Here is a 15,239-nt window from a genome sequence, read left to right as displayed (position 1 = left end):
GACGCGCACGCGGGTGCACGCGAGCCCGAACGCACGAAGCGGGCACCCTCCTCGGTGGAGGGTGCCCGCTTCAGGGTGCGGAACGGCTCAGCCGGAGACCTCGGCCCGCTCCTCCTTCACCGTGTTCACGGCGCCGGCGTCCTCGTCCGTGGACGGCACCGACTGCGGGTCGGTACCGGCCTTGCGGCGGACGGCCAGGAAGAAGACCACGGTGAGCAGGGCCAGCCAGACCACGCCGACCTCGAGCGCCACGCGGGTGTCCTCCTCGAATCCGAGGAGCACCAGCACCGCGGTCATGAAGACCAGGGTGATGATCTGGCCGTAGGGCCAGAACGGGGCCGGGAACTTCAGCGCGGCGGTCTCCTCCGGAGACATCGCGCGGCGGGCCTTGACGTGGGTGAGCATGATCATGACCCAGACGAAGACCGTCGCGAACGTCGCGATGGAGGCGATGATCAGGAAGATCTCGCCGGGGACGACCGCGTTCATCACGACGCCGAAGAGCAGGGCGCCGATCATGACGAGGGTGGTCACCCACGGCACGCCGTTGGGGGTCGTGCGGCGCATGACGGCGGGACCCTGGCCGCGCTCGGCGAGGCCGAACATGGTGCGGCCCGCGGCGAAGATGTCGCTGTTGATGGCGGAGAGCGCGGCGGTGAGCACCACGACGTTCAGGACCGCGGCCGCGGACTTGAGGCCCACACCGGCGAAGATCTGCACGAACGGGCTGCCGGAGTCGCTGATCTGCTGCCACGGGGTGATCGACATGATCACGGCGAGGGTCAGGACGTAGAACAGGATGATGCGCAGCGGGATGGAGTTCACCGCGCTCGGGATGGTCTTCTCCGGGGACTCGGCCTCGCCGGCCGTGACACCGATGATCTCCGTGCCGCCGAACGCGAACATGACGATGGCGAAGGAGAGGACCCAGCCGTCGATGCCGCCGGCGAAGAATCCGCCGTTGTTCCAGAGGTTGTCGATGCCGACGTGGACGTGGCCGGTGCCGAGGCTGAAGGCGATGACCACGATGCCGACGATGATCATGGAGACGATGGCCACGATCTTCACGAGGGAGAGCCAGAACTCCAGCTCGCCGAAGACCTTGACGCTGACGAGGTTCAGCGCGCCGACGATGAGGACGGCGGCCAGCACCCAGATCCAGCGGGGCACGTCGGGGAACCAGAAGCCCATGTACACACCGATGGCGGTCACGTCGGCCACCGCCACGATGACCATCTCGAAGGCGTACGTCCAGCCGGTGAGGAAGCCGGCGAGCGGGCCGAGGTGACGGCTCGCGTACTCACCGAAGGAACCGGCGCTGGGGTTGGCCACCGCCATCTCGCCGAGCGACCTGAGCACGAGGAAGACGGCCGCGCCGCCGATCAGGTAGGCGAGCAGGACTGCGGGCCCACCGGTCTCGATCGACGCCGAGGATCCGTAGAACAGGCCGGTGCCGATCGCCGAGCCGAGGGCGATGAAGCGGATGTGCCGTGAGTTGAGCCCGCGGCTCAGGCCGGCTTTTTCGGTACGCAAACGAATGTCTCCCTCTGGGGGTGGGGGCCGGAGGACGTGCCGGAGGAACATGTGGGGGGTGAGATGCCTGCGGCATCGACCTGTTTTTCCGAGCTCCCGACAGCGAACGTCAGCTTGTATATTCCTGTCTATACAGGCGCGTCAAGAGGTGGTCCGATGAATGAGCGGAATGAGCGCAAGTCACCGCCCCGCACATCCTCCAGTGCCTCCCCCGCCGTGGGACGGGCCCTCGACATTCTGGTATACCTTGCCGGTCGCCCCGGCCTGGTGCAGGCGGCGACCCTCGCTCGTGACCTGGATGTTCCGCGCTCGTCGGCGTACCACATCCTGACCGTCCTCGCGGACCGCGGCTTCGTCACCTACGTGCCGTCGGAGCAGGCCTACGGGCTCGGGGTCGCGTCCTTCGAGGTCGGCTCGGCCTATCTGCGTCACGAACCGCTGGAGCGTCTCGCCCGGCCGATCCTGCGCACGGTCGCGAGCCGGCTCGGCCAGACCGTGCACCTCGGGATCCTGCACGGAGCGGAGACGGTCTACCTGCTCAAGGAGCGTCCGCCGGCCCGCGCCGGGGACATCGACATCGCACTTGTGACGGATGTGGGCGTGCGCCTGCCGGCCCATCTGACGGCCAACGGGCGGGCCATCCTCGCCCACACCTCGGAGGCACAGCTGCGGGCGCTCTTCTCCCGCCCCGGCGACCTGACCACCCGGACCGGCCGGGGCCCGCGTTCCCTGCCGGAGCTGACCGGTGAGCTGGCCCGGGAGCGGGAGCGCGGCTGGTCCCAGGAGGTCGAGCTGGTGTCGCAGGGCTTCTGCTCGATGGGGGTGGCGGCCTTCGACCACAACGAGCGGCCGGTCGCCGCGATCAGCACGACCTGGCGCCGCCATCACGGCCGGCACGACACGGAGGAAGTGCGGGAGGCACTCGCGCAGGGCGCGGCGCGGCTGACGGCCGCGGTCTCGGGGCACACGCCGACGACGGCCGCGGGCCCGGTGACGAGGACCGAACCGACGCAGTGAGCGCCGGCCGGCACCTGGTGGGTGCTCAGTGCGTCGCGAACGCGCCTTCGAGGCGGTACCGGGAGCCCGGGTGCAGCAGCCGGGCGATGCTCACGAGCGCGTCGCGCGACCAGGTGCGGCGCTGGATCAGCAGGCAGGGCTCGGCGGGGGCGACGTCGAGGATCGCGCACTCCTCCGGCGAGGCCAGGACCGCCTCCACGATGTGCTCGCCCCGGCCCAGCGGCGCGACCTTCGACAGGAACGTGTACGGGGTCTGCCGCGTGAAGTCCTGGTCCAGGTAGCCGGGGGCGAAGGCCGGGTTCACGTAGCGGTCCTCCAGCTGGAGCGGCACGCCGTCCTCCAGGTGCACGACCCGGGAGCGGAAGACGGGGTCGCCCTTGCCGAGCCCGAGGTGCGCGGCGGTGCGCTCGTCGGCCCGCTCCGCGCCCAGGGACAGCACCCGCGCCCCGTAGCGGTGGCCGCGGCCCCGGACCTCGTCCGAGATGTTGTGGACCTCCAGGAGCGCCGAGCTGGCCTTGCGCTCGGCGACGAAGCTGCCCACGCCCATGACGCGCCGGATGACGCCGTCGGCGGCGAGCTCGCGCAGCGCCCGGTTGACCGTCATGCGGGACAGGCCGAGGGCGTCGACGAACTGGCTCTCGGAGGGCAGCGCGTCGTCCTCGCGCCAGTGCCCGTCCCGGATCTGGCGCTCGACGAGCTCCTTGACGCGCTGGTACGCGGGCACGGATCCGCCCGCGCCCTCCTCGTACCACCGGGCCAGTTCCGCCGGGTCCACGACCACGCCGCCCACCGTCCTCGCCATCCGCTCCCCCTGCGCGCCAGCCTGCTCCTGCCTGCCTCGAATCCTATGGGAGCGGTTCTCCGCGCGGACGGGCCGTTGGTCCCTCGTCAGGTCCTTCGCCGGGGAAGCGTCTCGGATCCGAGAAATGCGGGCGCCGCCGCTGGTTCCGCGTCCGGCGCTCGCGTGTCATGAGGGTGCACAACCGCTCGATCCCCTTGAGGAGCACACATGACCACCCCTTCCCACGCAGCGCCGGGCGTCGTCCGGGCCCCCCGCGGCACCGAACTGAACACCCTGGGGTGGCAGCAGGAGGGCGCCCTGCGGATGCTCATGAACAACCTCGATCCCGAGGTCGCCGAGCACCCCGAGGACCTCGTCGTCTACGGCGGCACGGGCAAAGCCGCCCGTAACCACGAGGCGTACGACGCGATCGTCCGCACCCTGAAGACGCTGAAGGACGACGAGACGCTCCTCGTCCAGTCCGGCAAGCCCGTCGGTGTCATGCGCACGAACGAGTGGGCGCCGCGGGTGCTCCTCGCCAACTCCAACCTGGTGGGCGACTGGGCCAACTGGGAGGAGTTCCGCAAGCTGGAGGCCGAGGGCCTCACGATGTACGGCCAGATGACGGCCGGTTCGTGGATCTACATCGGTTCGCAGGGCATCCTTCAGGGCACCTACGAGACCTTCGGCGCCGTCGCCCGCAAGAAGTTCGACGGGACGCTCGCCGGCACGATCACGCTGACCGCCGGCATGGGCGGCATGGGTGGCGCGCAGCCGCTGGCCGTGACGATGAACGACGGTGTCGCGATCTGTGTGGACGTCGACGAGACGCGCATCGACCGCCGCATCGGCACGCGTTACCTGGACGTGAAGGCCGACAACCTGGACCACGCGCTGGAGCTGGCCGTCCAGGCCCGTGACGAGCGCCGCGGCCTGTCCATCGGTGTCGTCGGCAACGCCGCCGAGATCTTCCCGGAGCTGCTGCGCCGCGACGCCCCGATCGACATCGTGACCGACCAGACGTCGGCGCACGACCCGTTGGCGTACCTGCCCGTGGGTGTCTCGGTCGCCGACTGGCACCAGGAGCGCGAGGCGGACCCGGCGGGCTTCACCGAGCGTTCGCGCAAGTCGATGGCCCTGCACGTCGAGGCCATGGTCGGCTTCCTGGACAAGGGCGCCGAGGTCTTCGACTACGGCAACTCGATCCGCGACGAGGCCCGCAAGGCCGGCTACGACCGCGCCTTCGACTTCCCCGGCTTCGTCCCGGCCCACATCCGGCCGCTGTTCGAGGAGGGCCTCGGCCCGTTCCGCTGGGCCGCCCTCTCGGGTGACCCGGAGGACATCGCCAAGACGGACAAGGCGATCAAGGAGCTGTTCCCGGAGAACAAGCACCTGCACCGCTGGCTGGACATGGCGGGCGAGCGCGTCGCGTTCGAGGGTCTGCCCGCGCGCATCTGCTGGCTCGGCTACGGCGAGCGCCACCTGGCCGGCCTCAAGTTCAACGAGATGGTCGCCTCCGGCGAGCTGTCCGCCCCCGTCGCCATCGGCCGCGACCACCTGGACTCCGGTTCGGTGGCCTCCCCGTACCGCGAGACCGAGTCGATGCTCGACGGCTCCGACGCGATCGCCGACTGGCCGCTGCTCAACGCCCTCGTGAACACCTCCTCGGGTGCCTCCTGGGTCTCGATCCACCACGGCGGCGGCGTCGGCATGGGCCGCTCCATCCACGCCGGCCAGGTGTGCATCGCCGACGGCACCGAGCTGGCGGCGAAGAAGCTCGAGCGCGTCCTGACGAACGACCCCGGCATGGGTGTCATCCGCCACGTCGACGCCGGCTACGAGTACGCCTCCTCGGTCGCCAAGGAGCGCGGTGTCCGCGTCCCGATGACGGAGTCCGGGGACCACTCGGCGTGAGCACGTACCCGGAGGCCGCTCCGGCGGTCGCCGTCGTCCCGGCCCGGCCCTGGTCGGGCCGGGACGACGGGCCCGGCGCCGAGCACCTCCGGTGGCACCACGCGGTCGAGCTCGACGCCGAGCTGACCGAGCCCGGGGACCTCGCGTTCGTCGGGTTCGCCTGTGACGAGGGCGTGCGCCGCAACAAGGGGCGCCAGGGTGCCGCGCAGGGCCCGGCGGCCCTGCGGCAGGCCCTCGCCTCGATGGCGCTGCCCAAGCCGCTGCGGGCGTTCGACGCCGGTGACGTGAGCGTCGACGGCACGGCGGACGACGCCCTGGAGACGGGGCAGCAGCGCCTCGGCAGCGCGGTCGCGCACCTGGTCGACCGCGGCCACCGGGTCGTCGTCCTCGGCGGCGGTCACGAGGTCGCGTTCGGCACGTACAGCGGTCTGGAGCAGACACGGGCCGTGCGGGCCGGCGGGCGGCTCGGAGTGCTGAACCTCGACGCGCACTTCGATCTGCGCGACGACGTGCGGCCCAGTTCGGGCACCCCGTTCCTGCAGATGGCGCAGAGCGAGGCGCGGCACGGCCGGGACCTGAACTACTGGGTGCTCGGCATCAGTCAGGCCGGCAACACGCAGGCGCTGTTCCGCACCGCCCAGTCGCTCGGCGTGCGGTATCTGCCGGACACCGAGTGCGGTGTGCTGGACGCGACACGGGTGGACGCGTTCGTCGACGCGTTCCTCGCGAGCTGCGAGCTCGTGCATCTGACGATCGACCTCGACGTTCTCCCGGCGGCCGTGGCCCCCGGGGTCAGCGCGCCCGCCGCGTACGGCGTGCCGATGGAGGTCGTCGAGCGGGTGTGCGCGCGGGTCGCGCGCAGCGGCAAGCTCGTGGTCGTCGACGTCGCCGAGCTCAACCCCGAGTTCGACGTGGACGGGCGCACGGCGCGGGCGGCTGCCCGGCTCGTGCACCGCACGGCCACCACCTGGGCGTAATGCCCACCCCTGAACAGGCCGCCAGGTCGCCCGGCATGCGAGAGCCGCGGCCTGGCGGCCGCGGCTTTCCCGCTCTGCTTCCTGTGCGGCTCAGCGGACGTCCGTGAGGGCGACCACCGCGAGGACCCCGTCGACCGCGATGTCGGCGGGGTCCTCGTCGTCCTGGAGCAGGACCGCGTCGAGCCGGCCGAGCGTGACCGAGTCCCGGTACAGGGTCGCGGAGCCCTCCAGGACGATCGCGAACACGCGGGTCCCGGGCGCGGGGTGCAGCACGGTGTAGCGGCGCTCGATGGAGACCTCGGCCTTGGCGTCGGTGCGGCGGACCATCACGTTGAAGTCGACGATGGGGCCGTCGAGCAGCCGGCAGTCGGTGGTGGCGTCGCCGGAGAAGGCGAGAGGGGTGTAGCGGGTGTCGACGACGTGTTCCGTGCCGTCGACGGTGAGGGCCATGCCGGGTCCCTCGACGACGGTGATGATGCGGTCGATGCCCTCGAACGCGGAGAAGGGGCCGCTGCCGGCGACGTCGGCGACGCTGATGCGCCACACGAAGTCGTCGGTGCCGGCGCCCTGGGGGTGGGCCAGGACCTCGGTGGTGATGCCGCCGCCGTTCTTCCACGGTGCGGGGGTCCGCTCGTGCGCGCGCAGGATCTGAGGTGCCATGAGAGGGAGGGGTTCCTTCCGGTCCGGTCGTGATCAGGTGCGGTGGGGAAAACGCGTGCTCCTCCCCCGCGGCCTGGGCTGCGGGAGAGGAGGGTGCGCGATGGTGTTCGGGAGCCGGTTCTAGCGCTCGGCGGTGTGCCGTGCCTCCAGGGCGGCCTCGGTGAAGACCCGGTAGCCGGCCTCCGGGTCGTAGCCGTGGATCTCGCGGGTGTCGAGGGCGGCCATGTAGGTCAGGACGTCCTTGCTGACGACCTGTCCGGGGACGAGGACGGGGAAGCCGGGCGGGTAGGGGGTGACGAAGGTGGCGGAGACGACGGTACGGCCCTGGGCCATGGCGTCGCCGATCTCCCGCGTGGACAGGTGCTCGCACTCGGTGTCGTCGTAGGCGAGGAAGAACGCGGCGCGCATGTCGCCCTCGGGGGTGCGCGGGCTCGGCCGGAACGCCGGGTGGAAGGCGCTGAAGTCCGGCAGGGCCGCGGAGCCCGTGCCGAGGCCGGTGACGAGGCCGCGGTGCACGGCGAGGTCGTGCGGGCTCATCTCGCCGACGCTCTCCTCCAGGTCCTCGGCGATGCGCACGAGAACCTCGATGAGGTAGGCGACGGAGCTGCGGGTCGTGCCGATGTTCGTCATGAACAGCAGCGTGTTGCGGGTCGTCTTGTTGACCTGCACACCGTGACGGTCCATCAGGAGGTCGTGCTTGAAGGTGTCGCCGTCGATGCCGGTGCGGCCGATGTGCATGGTGGCGCGGGTGGGGTCGAGGACGAACTCGTCCTCCTCCCAGGCCCGTTCCATCCGGGCCAGGCCCGTGCGCAGCGGCTGCTCGATGCCGGAGGAGCGGAAGCGCGGCGGGATCAGCTCGGGTGTGGTGAGCACGTGCAGGTAACGGCTGAGCAGCGGGTGCTGGTCGACGGCGTCGCGGAGCACCCCGGCCTGTTCGAGCTGCTTCTGGACGAGGGCGTACCCCTCCAGGACGGCCTGGCGGCGGCCCAGGTCCATGGAGGCGAGGATCTGGTAGTTGGGCGAGGTCGAGGTGTGCGTCATGTACGCCTCGTGGAACACCTCGGCGACCTTGTGCCGGAAGTCCTGGTCGAAGACGTGGACCATGGAGCCCTGACGCATCGAGGTGAGCGTCTTGTGCGTGGACTGCGTGGCGTAGACGCGGACGCGGACCTGCTCGGGGTCGGGCAGGAGCCGGGTGGTGGCGAGGGTCTCGTCGTCCGGGTCCTCGCCGAGGCTCTCGCGGTGGGCGGCGTACGTGTCGGCGTACGCGGGGTCGCGGTAGCGGTCGGTGAGGGTGCGGGCGGAGGCCATCGCGGTGCGCCGGCGGTAGACGGGGTGGAAGCGGGCGAAGGCGAACCAGGCCTCGTCCCACAGGAACGCCAGGTCCGGCTTGAGGGCCAGGCACTCCTCCATCACGCGCGTCGGGTTGTAGACGATGCCGTCGAAGGTGCAGTTGGTGAGCATCAGCAGCTTGACGCGGTGCAGCACGCCCTCGCGCTTGAGCATCAGCAGCTTGCGCTTGATCTCCTCGACGGGGACGGCGCCGTACATGCCGTACTCGTCGAGGGGATAGGCGTCGAGGTAGACGACGTGGGCGCCGGCGAGCACGAGTCCGTAGTGGTGGGACTTGTGGCAGTTGCGGTCCACGAGCACGATGTCGCCGGGGCGCACCATCGCCTGCACGACGATCTTGTTGGCGGTCGAGGTGCCGTTGGTGACGAAGTAGGTCCGGCGGGCGCCGAAGGCCTCGGCGGCCAGGTCCTGGGCCTCGCGGAGCGGGCCGGTGGGGGCCAGCAGGGAGTCCAGGCCGCCGGAGGTGGCGGAGGTCTCGGCGAGGAAGATGTTGGTGCCGTAGAAGTCGGCGATCTCCGGTATCCAGGGCGAGTTGAGCACCGAGGCGCCGCGGGAGACCGGCAGGGCGTGGAAGACGCCGGTGGGCTTGCGGCTGTGGGCGCGCAGCGCGGTGAAGAACGGGGCGCGGTGGCGCTCGGTGATGCCGTGCAGGATCGACAGGTGCAGTTCGAGGAGGCCTTCGCGGGCGTGGAAGACGCGCCGGAAGCGGCGGCTGAGGCGGCCCGCGGTGGACTCGACGGCCCGCTCGGAGACGAGGTACAGGTCGAGTTCGGGGCGCAGCGCGAGGAGGCGGTCGCCGAGGGCGCGGACCTGCTCGTCGCTGTCGCCGGGCAGGGCGGCGGGCGCCTGGGCCGACTCGTCGAAGAAGCGGCGCACGACGCTGAGGTCGTGGCGGGAGCGGTCGGTGAACCGGTCGCGGATGACGACGGCCTGGAGGCTGGAGTTGACGAGGGACGTGATGACCGCGTCCTCGAAGCTCGGGGCGACGACGATCTCGTAGGCGAACTCGTCGTCGGGGCGGCGCAGTCGGCGCAGTTCGGCACGGAGCGCCTGTTCCTCGGCGGCGTCCAGGTCGCCGACGACGAGGACCTCGAAGTACGGGGTGGAGGGCGCGGGCGTGGAGTGGGGGGCCTCGGCGCTCTCGTCGGCGCAGCCGCTGGGTGTGGCGGCGGTGTGCGGGGCGGTGCCGCGGTGCCGGTGGCCAGCCAGGGCGCGGTCCAGTTCGTCGGCGCGCTGGGCGAGATGGCGGTGGTCCCCCTCGGCGAGCAGGGCGGAGAGTTCCCTGAGGGCGGGCAGGCCCGGGAAGGCCCAGCAGTGCTCGATGGGGGTGAGGAGGTCGATGAGTTCCTCGATGCCCGCGACGGTGTGCGGGTGGCCGTCCGCGCCCTGCGTGGCGAGGCGGTGGGTGAGGTCCGTCAGGGAGCTCCAGGCGTCGGCGCGCAGTTGCCCGACGCTGTTGTGCACCGTGGCGGTCGGCAGGTCATTCACCGGGAAAGGGCTCCTTCTGAGGGCTGCCCGGCCCGCCGCGGACGGGGAGGGCACGAAGAGGGGTGAGGCGTGGGTGGCAGCGGACCAGGGCCTGACCGGCCCTTCCCCCGTCGCGTTGAGGGCCGCTCGGAGGGAAGGGACGGTCAGGGCCTGGCACACCTTCCGGGTCCGGCCGGACCCGGAAGGTGTGGGGCACGGTGTGCGCCTGGATCAGACGAGCGAGCCGGTGACGGACTCGGCGGCGGCCAGGGCGCGGCCGGAGGCGACGTACTGGACGGCCTCCTCGATCTCCGGGGCGAGCCAGCGGTCGGTGCCGGGGCCCTCGACGGTGGCGCGCAGGCCGTCGCGCACGGCCGCGGTGGCCGGGGCGGGGGTCAGCGGGGCGCGCAGGTCCAGGGCGCGGGCGGCGGTGTACAGCTCGACGGCCAGGACGCGGCCGAGGCCGTCGATGGCGCGGCGCAGCTTGCGGGCGGCCGACCAGCCCATGGAGACGTGGTCCTCCTGCATGGCGCTGGAGGGGATCGAGTCCACGGAGGCCGGGGCGGCCAGGCGCTTGAGCTCGGAGACGATCGCGGCCTGCGTGTACTGGGCGATCATGTGGCCGGAGTCCACGCCCGGGTCGTCGGCCAGGAAGGCGTTCAGACCGCGGTTGCGGGCCGGGTCGAGGAAGCGGTCGGTGCGGCGCTCGGAGATCGAGGCGACGTCCGCGACGGTGATGGCGAGGAAGTCGAGCACCGCGGCGACGGGGGCGCCGTGGAAGTTGCCGTTGGACTCGACGCGGCCGTCGAGGGTGACGACCGGGTTGTCGACGGCGCTGGCCAGCTCGCGGGAGGCGACGAGTTCGGCGTGCGTGAGGGTGTCACGGGCGGTGCCGTGGACCTGCGGGGTGCAGCGCAGCGAGTAGGCGTCCTGGACGTAGGTGCAGTCCGGGCCGGCGTGGCTGGCGATGATCGCCGAGTCGGCGAGCAGCGAGCGCAGGTTGCCCGCGCTGTCGCCCTGGCCGGGGTGCGGGCGCATGGCCTGCAGGTCGGCGGCGAAGACGGCGTCGGTGCCGAGCTGGCCCTCGACGCTCATGGCGGCGGCGATGTCGGCGGTGCGCAGCAGCTTGCGCAGGTCGTGGGCGGCGAGGACGAGCATGCCGAGCATGCCGTCGGTGCCGTTGATGAGGGCGAGGCCCTCCTTCTCCTCGAGGACGACCGGCGTGATGCCGGCGGCGGCGAGGGCTTCGGCGGCGGGCTTCTTCTCACCGTCGGCGGTGCGGACGACGCCCTCGCCCATGACAGCGAGCGCGCAGTGCGCGAGGGGGGCCAGGTCGCCGGAGCAGCCGAGCGAGCCGTACTCGTGGACGACCGGGGTGATGCCGGCGTTCAGAAGCGCGGCGTAGGCCTCGGCCGTCTCGGTGCGGACGCCGGTGCGGCCGGTGGCCAGCGTGGACAGACGCAGCAGCATGAGGGCGCGGACGACCTCACGCTCGACCTCGGGGCCGGAGCCGGCGGCGTGCGAGCGCACGAGGCTGCGCTGGAGCTGCGTGCGCAGCTCGTTGGGGATGTGGCGGGTGGCCAGGGCGCCGAAGCCGGTCGAGACGCCGTAGTGGGGCTTGACGTCGGTGGCGAGGGCCTTGATGACCTCGCGACTGCGAGCGATCTCCTTGAGGGCCTCGGGCGAGAGCGACACCTGGGCACCGTGACGGGCAACGGACACAACTTCGTCGGCGGAGAGGGCACCGACACCAACAACAACGGTCATGTACCTATGAAGCCGCAGGCAGACGCCGCCCGCGAGTCCTGACGGACGTGTTGTGTCTGGGATCCAAGACTCTCGGTCTGGGATCCCAGACAGATGGTTTGAGCGGTGTCTGGTCTAGTCTCGGCGCATGAGCATCGTCCCTGCCGCGGCGCAGGTCCTGGCCGTGCTGCGCTATCTGGCCCGCCAGGCCGCGCCCGTCCCCGCGGCCGCCATCAGCCGCGACGTGGGACTGCCGCGTTCGACGACCTACCACCTCCTGGACACCCTCGCGGCGGACGGCTTCGTGGTGCACCTGCCGGAGGAACGGCGCTACGGGCTCGGGGTGAGCGCCTTCGAGCTCGCCTCCGGGTACGAGCGCCAGGCCCCGTTCCAGCGCCTCGCGCGGGCGCCGCTCGCCTCGCTCGTGGACCGCACGGGGCACAACGCGAACCTGGCGGTGCTGCACGGCCGCGAGGTCATCTACGTCATCGAGGAGCGCGCCCCGGGCCGCCCGCCGCTGGTGTCCGAGGTCGGTGTGCGGCTGCCGGCCACGCTGACCGCGAGCGGCCGGGCCGTGCTCGCCCTGCTGCCGCCCGCGCAGGTGCGGGCCCTGTTCCCCGACCGTTCGGCGTTCGTGCAGCGGCACGGCGCGGGTCCGGCGACGCTGACCGCCCTGCGCACGCTGCTGGCGCAGGCGCGGCGGCGCGGCTACGCGACGGAGGAGGGCGAGGTGACGCCGGGCCTGTCCTCGGTCGCGGCGCCCGTCCTGGACCATCACGCGCATCCGATCGCCGGGGTCTCGGTGACCTTCCCGGACGAGGCGGTCGACGAGACGGAGCGGCGGCGGATCGCCGGGCACGTGGCGCACACGGCCCGCGAGCTGACCCGCCGGGTGGGCGGTGCGGCGCCCGCGCCGGGCACCCCCTCCCCGTAGGGCGCGACCCCGCGGGCACGTAAGAACAGGGAAAGGGAAGAGCAAAAACACCCGTTTGCCCCAACCCGCCTCCCGCTCCTGGCCTCTTTTCCGACGGAAGCTGCCCCGGGCGGGAGTCGCCCCGTCCCCGGCGAGAGGTGGAGCGGAGATGGGCCTGACGAGTCGGGCGCTGGAGTGCATGACGGTGCTGATCGCGGTCGTGTGCGTGGGGCTGACGGTGTGGGGGTGGCCACGGCTCGCGCGGCGGGGCACCCGGTCCGTGCTCGGCAGACTGGCCGCCATCGGCGTGACGCAGACGGCGATCCTGACCGCGTGCGCGGTCATGGTGAACGCGGACTTCGAGTTCTACGGCAGCTGGGACGAGCTGCTCGGGGACGTGCCGACGGCACCCGCGCAGATCGCGGGCGCGGCCGGTTCCGGGGTCGCGGTGGCGCAGGGCGCGCTGGTGCAGCCGGCCGGGCCGCAGGGTCTTGACCGGGTGAAGGGGCTGCCGGCCGGTCCGCCGGAGCGGGCGGGCAAGGTCGAGTCGGTACGGATCGTGGGGCGGCGCTCGCACGCCCTCAACCCGGCGTTCGTGTATCTGCCGCCGCAGTACTTCCAGCGGCAGTTCCACCGCCAGCGGTTCCCGGTGATCGTCGCCATCAGCGGCTACCCGGGCGGCATCATGAACCTGGCCCAGTTCCTCCAGGTGCCGCAGACGGCCGCCCGGTTGCAGGGCGCGGGCCGGATGCAGCCGACGATCGTGGTGATGGTGCGGCCGACGATCGCACCGCCCCGCGACACCGAGTGCGTGGACGTGCCGGGCGGCCCGAAGGCGGAGACGTTCTTCACCAAGGACCTGCCGGACGCGCTGAAGTCGGCGTACCGGGTCGGGCACGACCCCAGCGCGTGGGGCGCCCTCGGCTACTCGTCGGGCGGGTCCTGCGCGCTGCAGCTGACGCTGCGCAATCCCCGGACGTACACGTCGGCGGCCGCGCTGTCCGCCGACTACGCGATCAAGGACGACCTCACGACGGGTTCGCTGTTCGGCAGCGGGCCGCGCGCCCGGCAGCGGCGGCAGAGCCACGATCTGATCTGGCGGCTCGGGCACCTGCCGGTCCCCCGCGTCTCGGTGCTCGTGGCGAGCAGCCGTGAGGGCGAGAAGGACTACCCGGACACGATGCGGTTCCTCGACGCCGTGCGGCCGCCGATGACCTCGGCGCGGATCATCCTGCCGCGCGGCAGCCACCACTTCACGACGTGGCTGCGGGAGATCGAGCCCGCGATGGAGTGGATGGGCAAGCAGCTCACCTTCCCGCAGGACACGACGCCGGGCGCCCGGCCCAAGCCCGGGCCGAGCACGGCGGGATCGCCTTCGCCCTCGGCCCCGGAGCCGGCCGCGAGCGCGGTGGCGGGTGAGGACGAGGACGACGCCAAGGCCCCGGCCCCGCGGCCGTAGTCGGTCGGCGCGCGGGCCGGGGATCCAGGACGCTCAGTGCTTGAGCTGGGCGTCCAGCCACGTCAGGGTGTCCGGGGTCACCGCGTCCGTGATGTCGGCGTACTCCTCGTGCTTCTTCAGGAACTTCGCCACGTACGGGCAGACGGGCACGATGCGCTTGCCGGCCGCGCGGACGTCGTCGAGGGCTTCGCGGACGAGGATCGCGGCGAGGCCCTGGCCGGCGAACGCGTCGTCGATCTCGGTGTGGAAGAAGACGCGGCGGTCGTCGCGGTCCCGGTAGGCGGTGAAGCCGGCGGGCTTGCCGTCGACCTCGATGGTGTAGCGGTGGCGGGCGTCGACGCGCTGGACTACGGGGGTGGCGGCGGGCTCGGTCATGACCGGGGTCCTCTCGGTGTCGGGTTCCTGCGGGGCGTGAGGGTGGCGTTGGGAAGGACGGGCGCCGGGAGGCGGTCGCCGGGGTAGCCGACGACCTCGCCGAAGCGGTCGGAGGCCTTCTCCCATTCCTCGCGCGCCTCGGCGATGTCCTCGTGGCTGCGGCCGATGAAGTTCCACCACATGACGATCTCCTCGCCGAACGGCGGGCCGCCGAGCAGGATCAGCCGGGCGGTGCCCTCCGTGTCGTTGGTGAGGGTCACGGTGGCGGCGCCGGGCTCCAGGTAGCCCAGCTCGGCGCGCTTCAGGGGCGTACCGGCGAAGGTGACCGCGCCCTCGTCGACGAGCAGTCCGTGCTCGAAGGACGGGTCCACGTCGAGCGTGACACTCGCGCCCGAGGCGAGCAGCAGCTCCGCGCCGAGCAGCGGGCTGTACGTCCGCACGGGCGAGGTGGAGCCCGCGAGGGTGCCGAGGAAGACGCTGACGTCGGCGCCGTCGATCCGCACGCGCTCGGGGACGTGGTGCTGGAAGTCGCGGGCGGTGTGCCGATGCCGGTCCGGCAGGGCGACCCACAGCTGGACGCCGTGCAGCACGGTGGTGGCGGCGGTGGAGACCTCGGAGTGGCTGATTCCGTGGCCGCTGGTCATCAGGTTCAGTTCGCCGGGCCGGACCATGGCGTGCGAGCCGAGGCTGTCGCGGTGCTCGATCTCGCCGCTGAACAGCCAGCTCACCGTCTGCAGTCCGGTGTGCGGATGCGGGGCGACGACCATGCCGCCGGTGTCGCCGACGTCGTCGGGTCCGTAGTGGTCGATGAAGCACCAGGCCCCGATCAGTGTCCGGGCCCGCTGCGGCAGTGTCCGGCGCACGTTCATGGCGCGCGGACCGCCCAGGGGCACCTCCCGTGCGGTGATGACCTCGGCCCGCGGCGCGGCAGGATCCGTGTCCGTGCCGTCTGCGACGCTCATCCTCACCCTCCCACCCTAGCTAGTTTCACATTCAACAATTATGCTTGATCATACGACGCGGGACCCGCCCACGCCAGCAGCG

At 71.9% G+C, this 15,239-nt stretch carries 12 protein-coding genes; 5 read left to right on the top strand and 7 right to left on the bottom strand.

All coding sequences use genetic code 11. The features are described from left to right. Positions 1–87: 87 nt before the first annotated feature. Positions 88–1,533: an amino acid permease gene (locus tag IAG42_RS33750; RefSeq protein WP_223206276.1), complete on the bottom strand. Its 1,446-nt coding sequence runs from the start codon at positions 1,531–1,533 to the stop codon at positions 88–90. Positions 1,534–1,689: 156 nt separating this feature from the next. On the opposite strand from IAG42_RS33750, the gene IAG42_RS33745 reads away from it, so the two are divergent. After that, positions 1,690–2,550, top strand: coding sequence for an IclR family transcriptional regulator (locus tag IAG42_RS33745; protein ID WP_188340751.1), 861 nt, complete (start codon positions 1,690–1,692; stop codon positions 2,548–2,550). A 25-nt stretch (positions 2,551–2,575) separates the two neighbouring features. Here the strand turns inward: IAG42_RS33745 and hutC are convergent, their stop codons facing one another. Continuing rightward, positions 2,576–3,352, bottom strand: coding sequence for a histidine utilization repressor (hutC, locus tag IAG42_RS33740; RefSeq protein WP_188340750.1), 777 nt, complete (start codon positions 3,350–3,352; stop codon positions 2,576–2,578). Between the two features lie 207 nt (positions 3,353–3,559). On the opposite strand from hutC, the gene hutU reads away from it, so the two are divergent. Together hutU and hutG are read left to right on the top strand one after the other, a co-directional pair. Then, a complete protein-coding gene (gene hutU, locus IAG42_RS33735; protein WP_188340749.1) occupies positions 3,560–5,245 on the top strand; it encodes a urocanate hydratase in 1,686 nt (561 codons plus the stop codon). After that, the gene (hutG, locus tag IAG42_RS33730; protein ID WP_188340748.1) at positions 5,242–6,222 is read left to right on the top strand and encodes a formimidoylglutamase; all 981 of its coding nucleotides are present in this window, start codon (positions 5,242–5,244) and stop codon (positions 6,220–6,222) included. Before hutU ends, hutG begins: the two co-directional genes overlap by 4 nt. Before the next feature lie 90 nt (positions 6,223–6,312). Here the strand turns inward: hutG and IAG42_RS33725 are convergent, their stop codons facing one another. From IAG42_RS33725 to hutH, 3 genes are all read right to left on the bottom strand, one after another. Continuing rightward, entirely contained in the window at positions 6,313–6,882 is a 570-nt protein-coding gene (locus tag IAG42_RS33725; RefSeq protein WP_188340747.1) for a HutD/Ves family protein, read from the bottom strand. A gap of 120 nt (positions 6,883–7,002) precedes the next feature. Then, a complete protein-coding gene (locus IAG42_RS33720; RefSeq protein ID WP_188340746.1) occupies positions 7,003–9,723 on the bottom strand; it encodes an aminotransferase class I/II-fold pyridoxal phosphate-dependent enzyme in 2,721 nt (906 codons plus the stop codon). Positions 9,724–9,933: 210 nt separating this feature from the next. Beyond that, positions 9,934–11,469, bottom strand: a complete 1,536-nt coding sequence (gene hutH, locus IAG42_RS33715) for a histidine ammonia-lyase (RefSeq protein WP_188340745.1) — start codon at positions 11,467–11,469, stop codon at positions 9,934–9,936. 127 nt (positions 11,470–11,596) lie between these two features. Between hutH and IAG42_RS33710 the strand changes: the two genes are divergently transcribed. Both IAG42_RS33710 and IAG42_RS33705 read left to right on the top strand, forming a co-directional pair. Continuing rightward, positions 11,597–12,382: an IclR family transcriptional regulator gene (locus IAG42_RS33710; protein WP_188340744.1), complete on the top strand. Its 786-nt coding sequence runs from the start codon at positions 11,597–11,599 to the stop codon at positions 12,380–12,382. A gap of 148 nt (positions 12,383–12,530) precedes the next feature. Then, the gene (locus IAG42_RS33705; RefSeq protein ID WP_188340743.1) at positions 12,531–13,820 is read left to right on the top strand and encodes an alpha/beta hydrolase; all 1,290 of its coding nucleotides are present in this window, start codon (positions 12,531–12,533) and stop codon (positions 13,818–13,820) included. Positions 13,821–13,853: 33 nt separating this feature from the next. Here the strand turns inward: IAG42_RS33705 and IAG42_RS33700 are convergent, their stop codons facing one another. Together IAG42_RS33700 and IAG42_RS33695 are read right to left on the bottom strand one after the other, a co-directional pair. Then, entirely contained in the window at positions 13,854–14,195 is a 342-nt protein-coding gene (locus tag IAG42_RS33700) for a GNAT family N-acetyltransferase (protein WP_188340742.1), read from the bottom strand. Further along, positions 14,192–15,157 carry a pirin family protein gene (locus tag IAG42_RS33695; RefSeq protein WP_188340741.1) on the bottom strand — a complete coding sequence of 322 codons (966 nt, stop codon included), beginning with the start codon at positions 15,155–15,157 and terminating at the stop codon, positions 14,192–14,194. The genes IAG42_RS33700 and IAG42_RS33695 overlap by 4 nt, the downstream gene beginning before the upstream one ends. Between the last annotated feature and the right edge of the window lie 82 nt (positions 15,158–15,239).

Source organism: Streptomyces xanthii, from assembly GCF_014621695.1.
Lineage (GTDB): Bacteria > Actinomycetota > Actinomycetes > Streptomycetales > Streptomycetaceae > Streptomyces > Streptomyces xanthii.
The sequence above is the reverse complement of the archived record's forward strand: the minus strand, read 5'-3'. Positions and strand labels throughout refer to the sequence as shown.

Coding starts and splice junctions, on each gene's coding strand:
- IAG42_RS33745 (WP_188340751.1), top strand. CDS start 1,690: ATGAATGAGCGGAATGAGCGCAAGTCACCGCCCCGCACATCCTCCAGT.
- hutC (WP_188340750.1), bottom strand. CDS start 3,352: ATGGCGAGGACGGTGGGCGGCGTGGTCGTGGACCCGGCGGAACTGGCC.
- hutU (WP_188340749.1), top strand. CDS start 3,560: ATGACCACCCCTTCCCACGCAGCGCCGGGCGTCGTCCGGGCCCCCCGC.
- IAG42_RS33725 (WP_188340747.1), bottom strand. CDS start 6,882: ATGGCACCTCAGATCCTGCGCGCGCACGAGCGGACCCCCGCACCGTGG.
- hutH (WP_188340745.1), bottom strand. CDS start 11,469: ATGACCGTTGTTGTTGGTGTCGGTGCCCTCTCCGCCGACGAAGTTGTG.
- IAG42_RS33710 (WP_188340744.1), top strand. CDS start 11,597: ATGAGCATCGTCCCTGCCGCGGCGCAGGTCCTGGCCGTGCTGCGCTAT.
- IAG42_RS33705 (WP_188340743.1), top strand. CDS start 12,531: ATGGGCCTGACGAGTCGGGCGCTGGAGTGCATGACGGTGCTGATCGCG.
- IAG42_RS33700 (WP_188340742.1), bottom strand. CDS start 14,195: ATGACCGAGCCCGCCGCCACCCCCGTAGTCCAGCGCGTCGACGCCCGC.
- IAG42_RS33695 (WP_188340741.1), bottom strand. CDS start 15,157: ATGAGCGTCGCAGACGGCACGGACACGGATCCTGCCGCGCCGCGGGCC.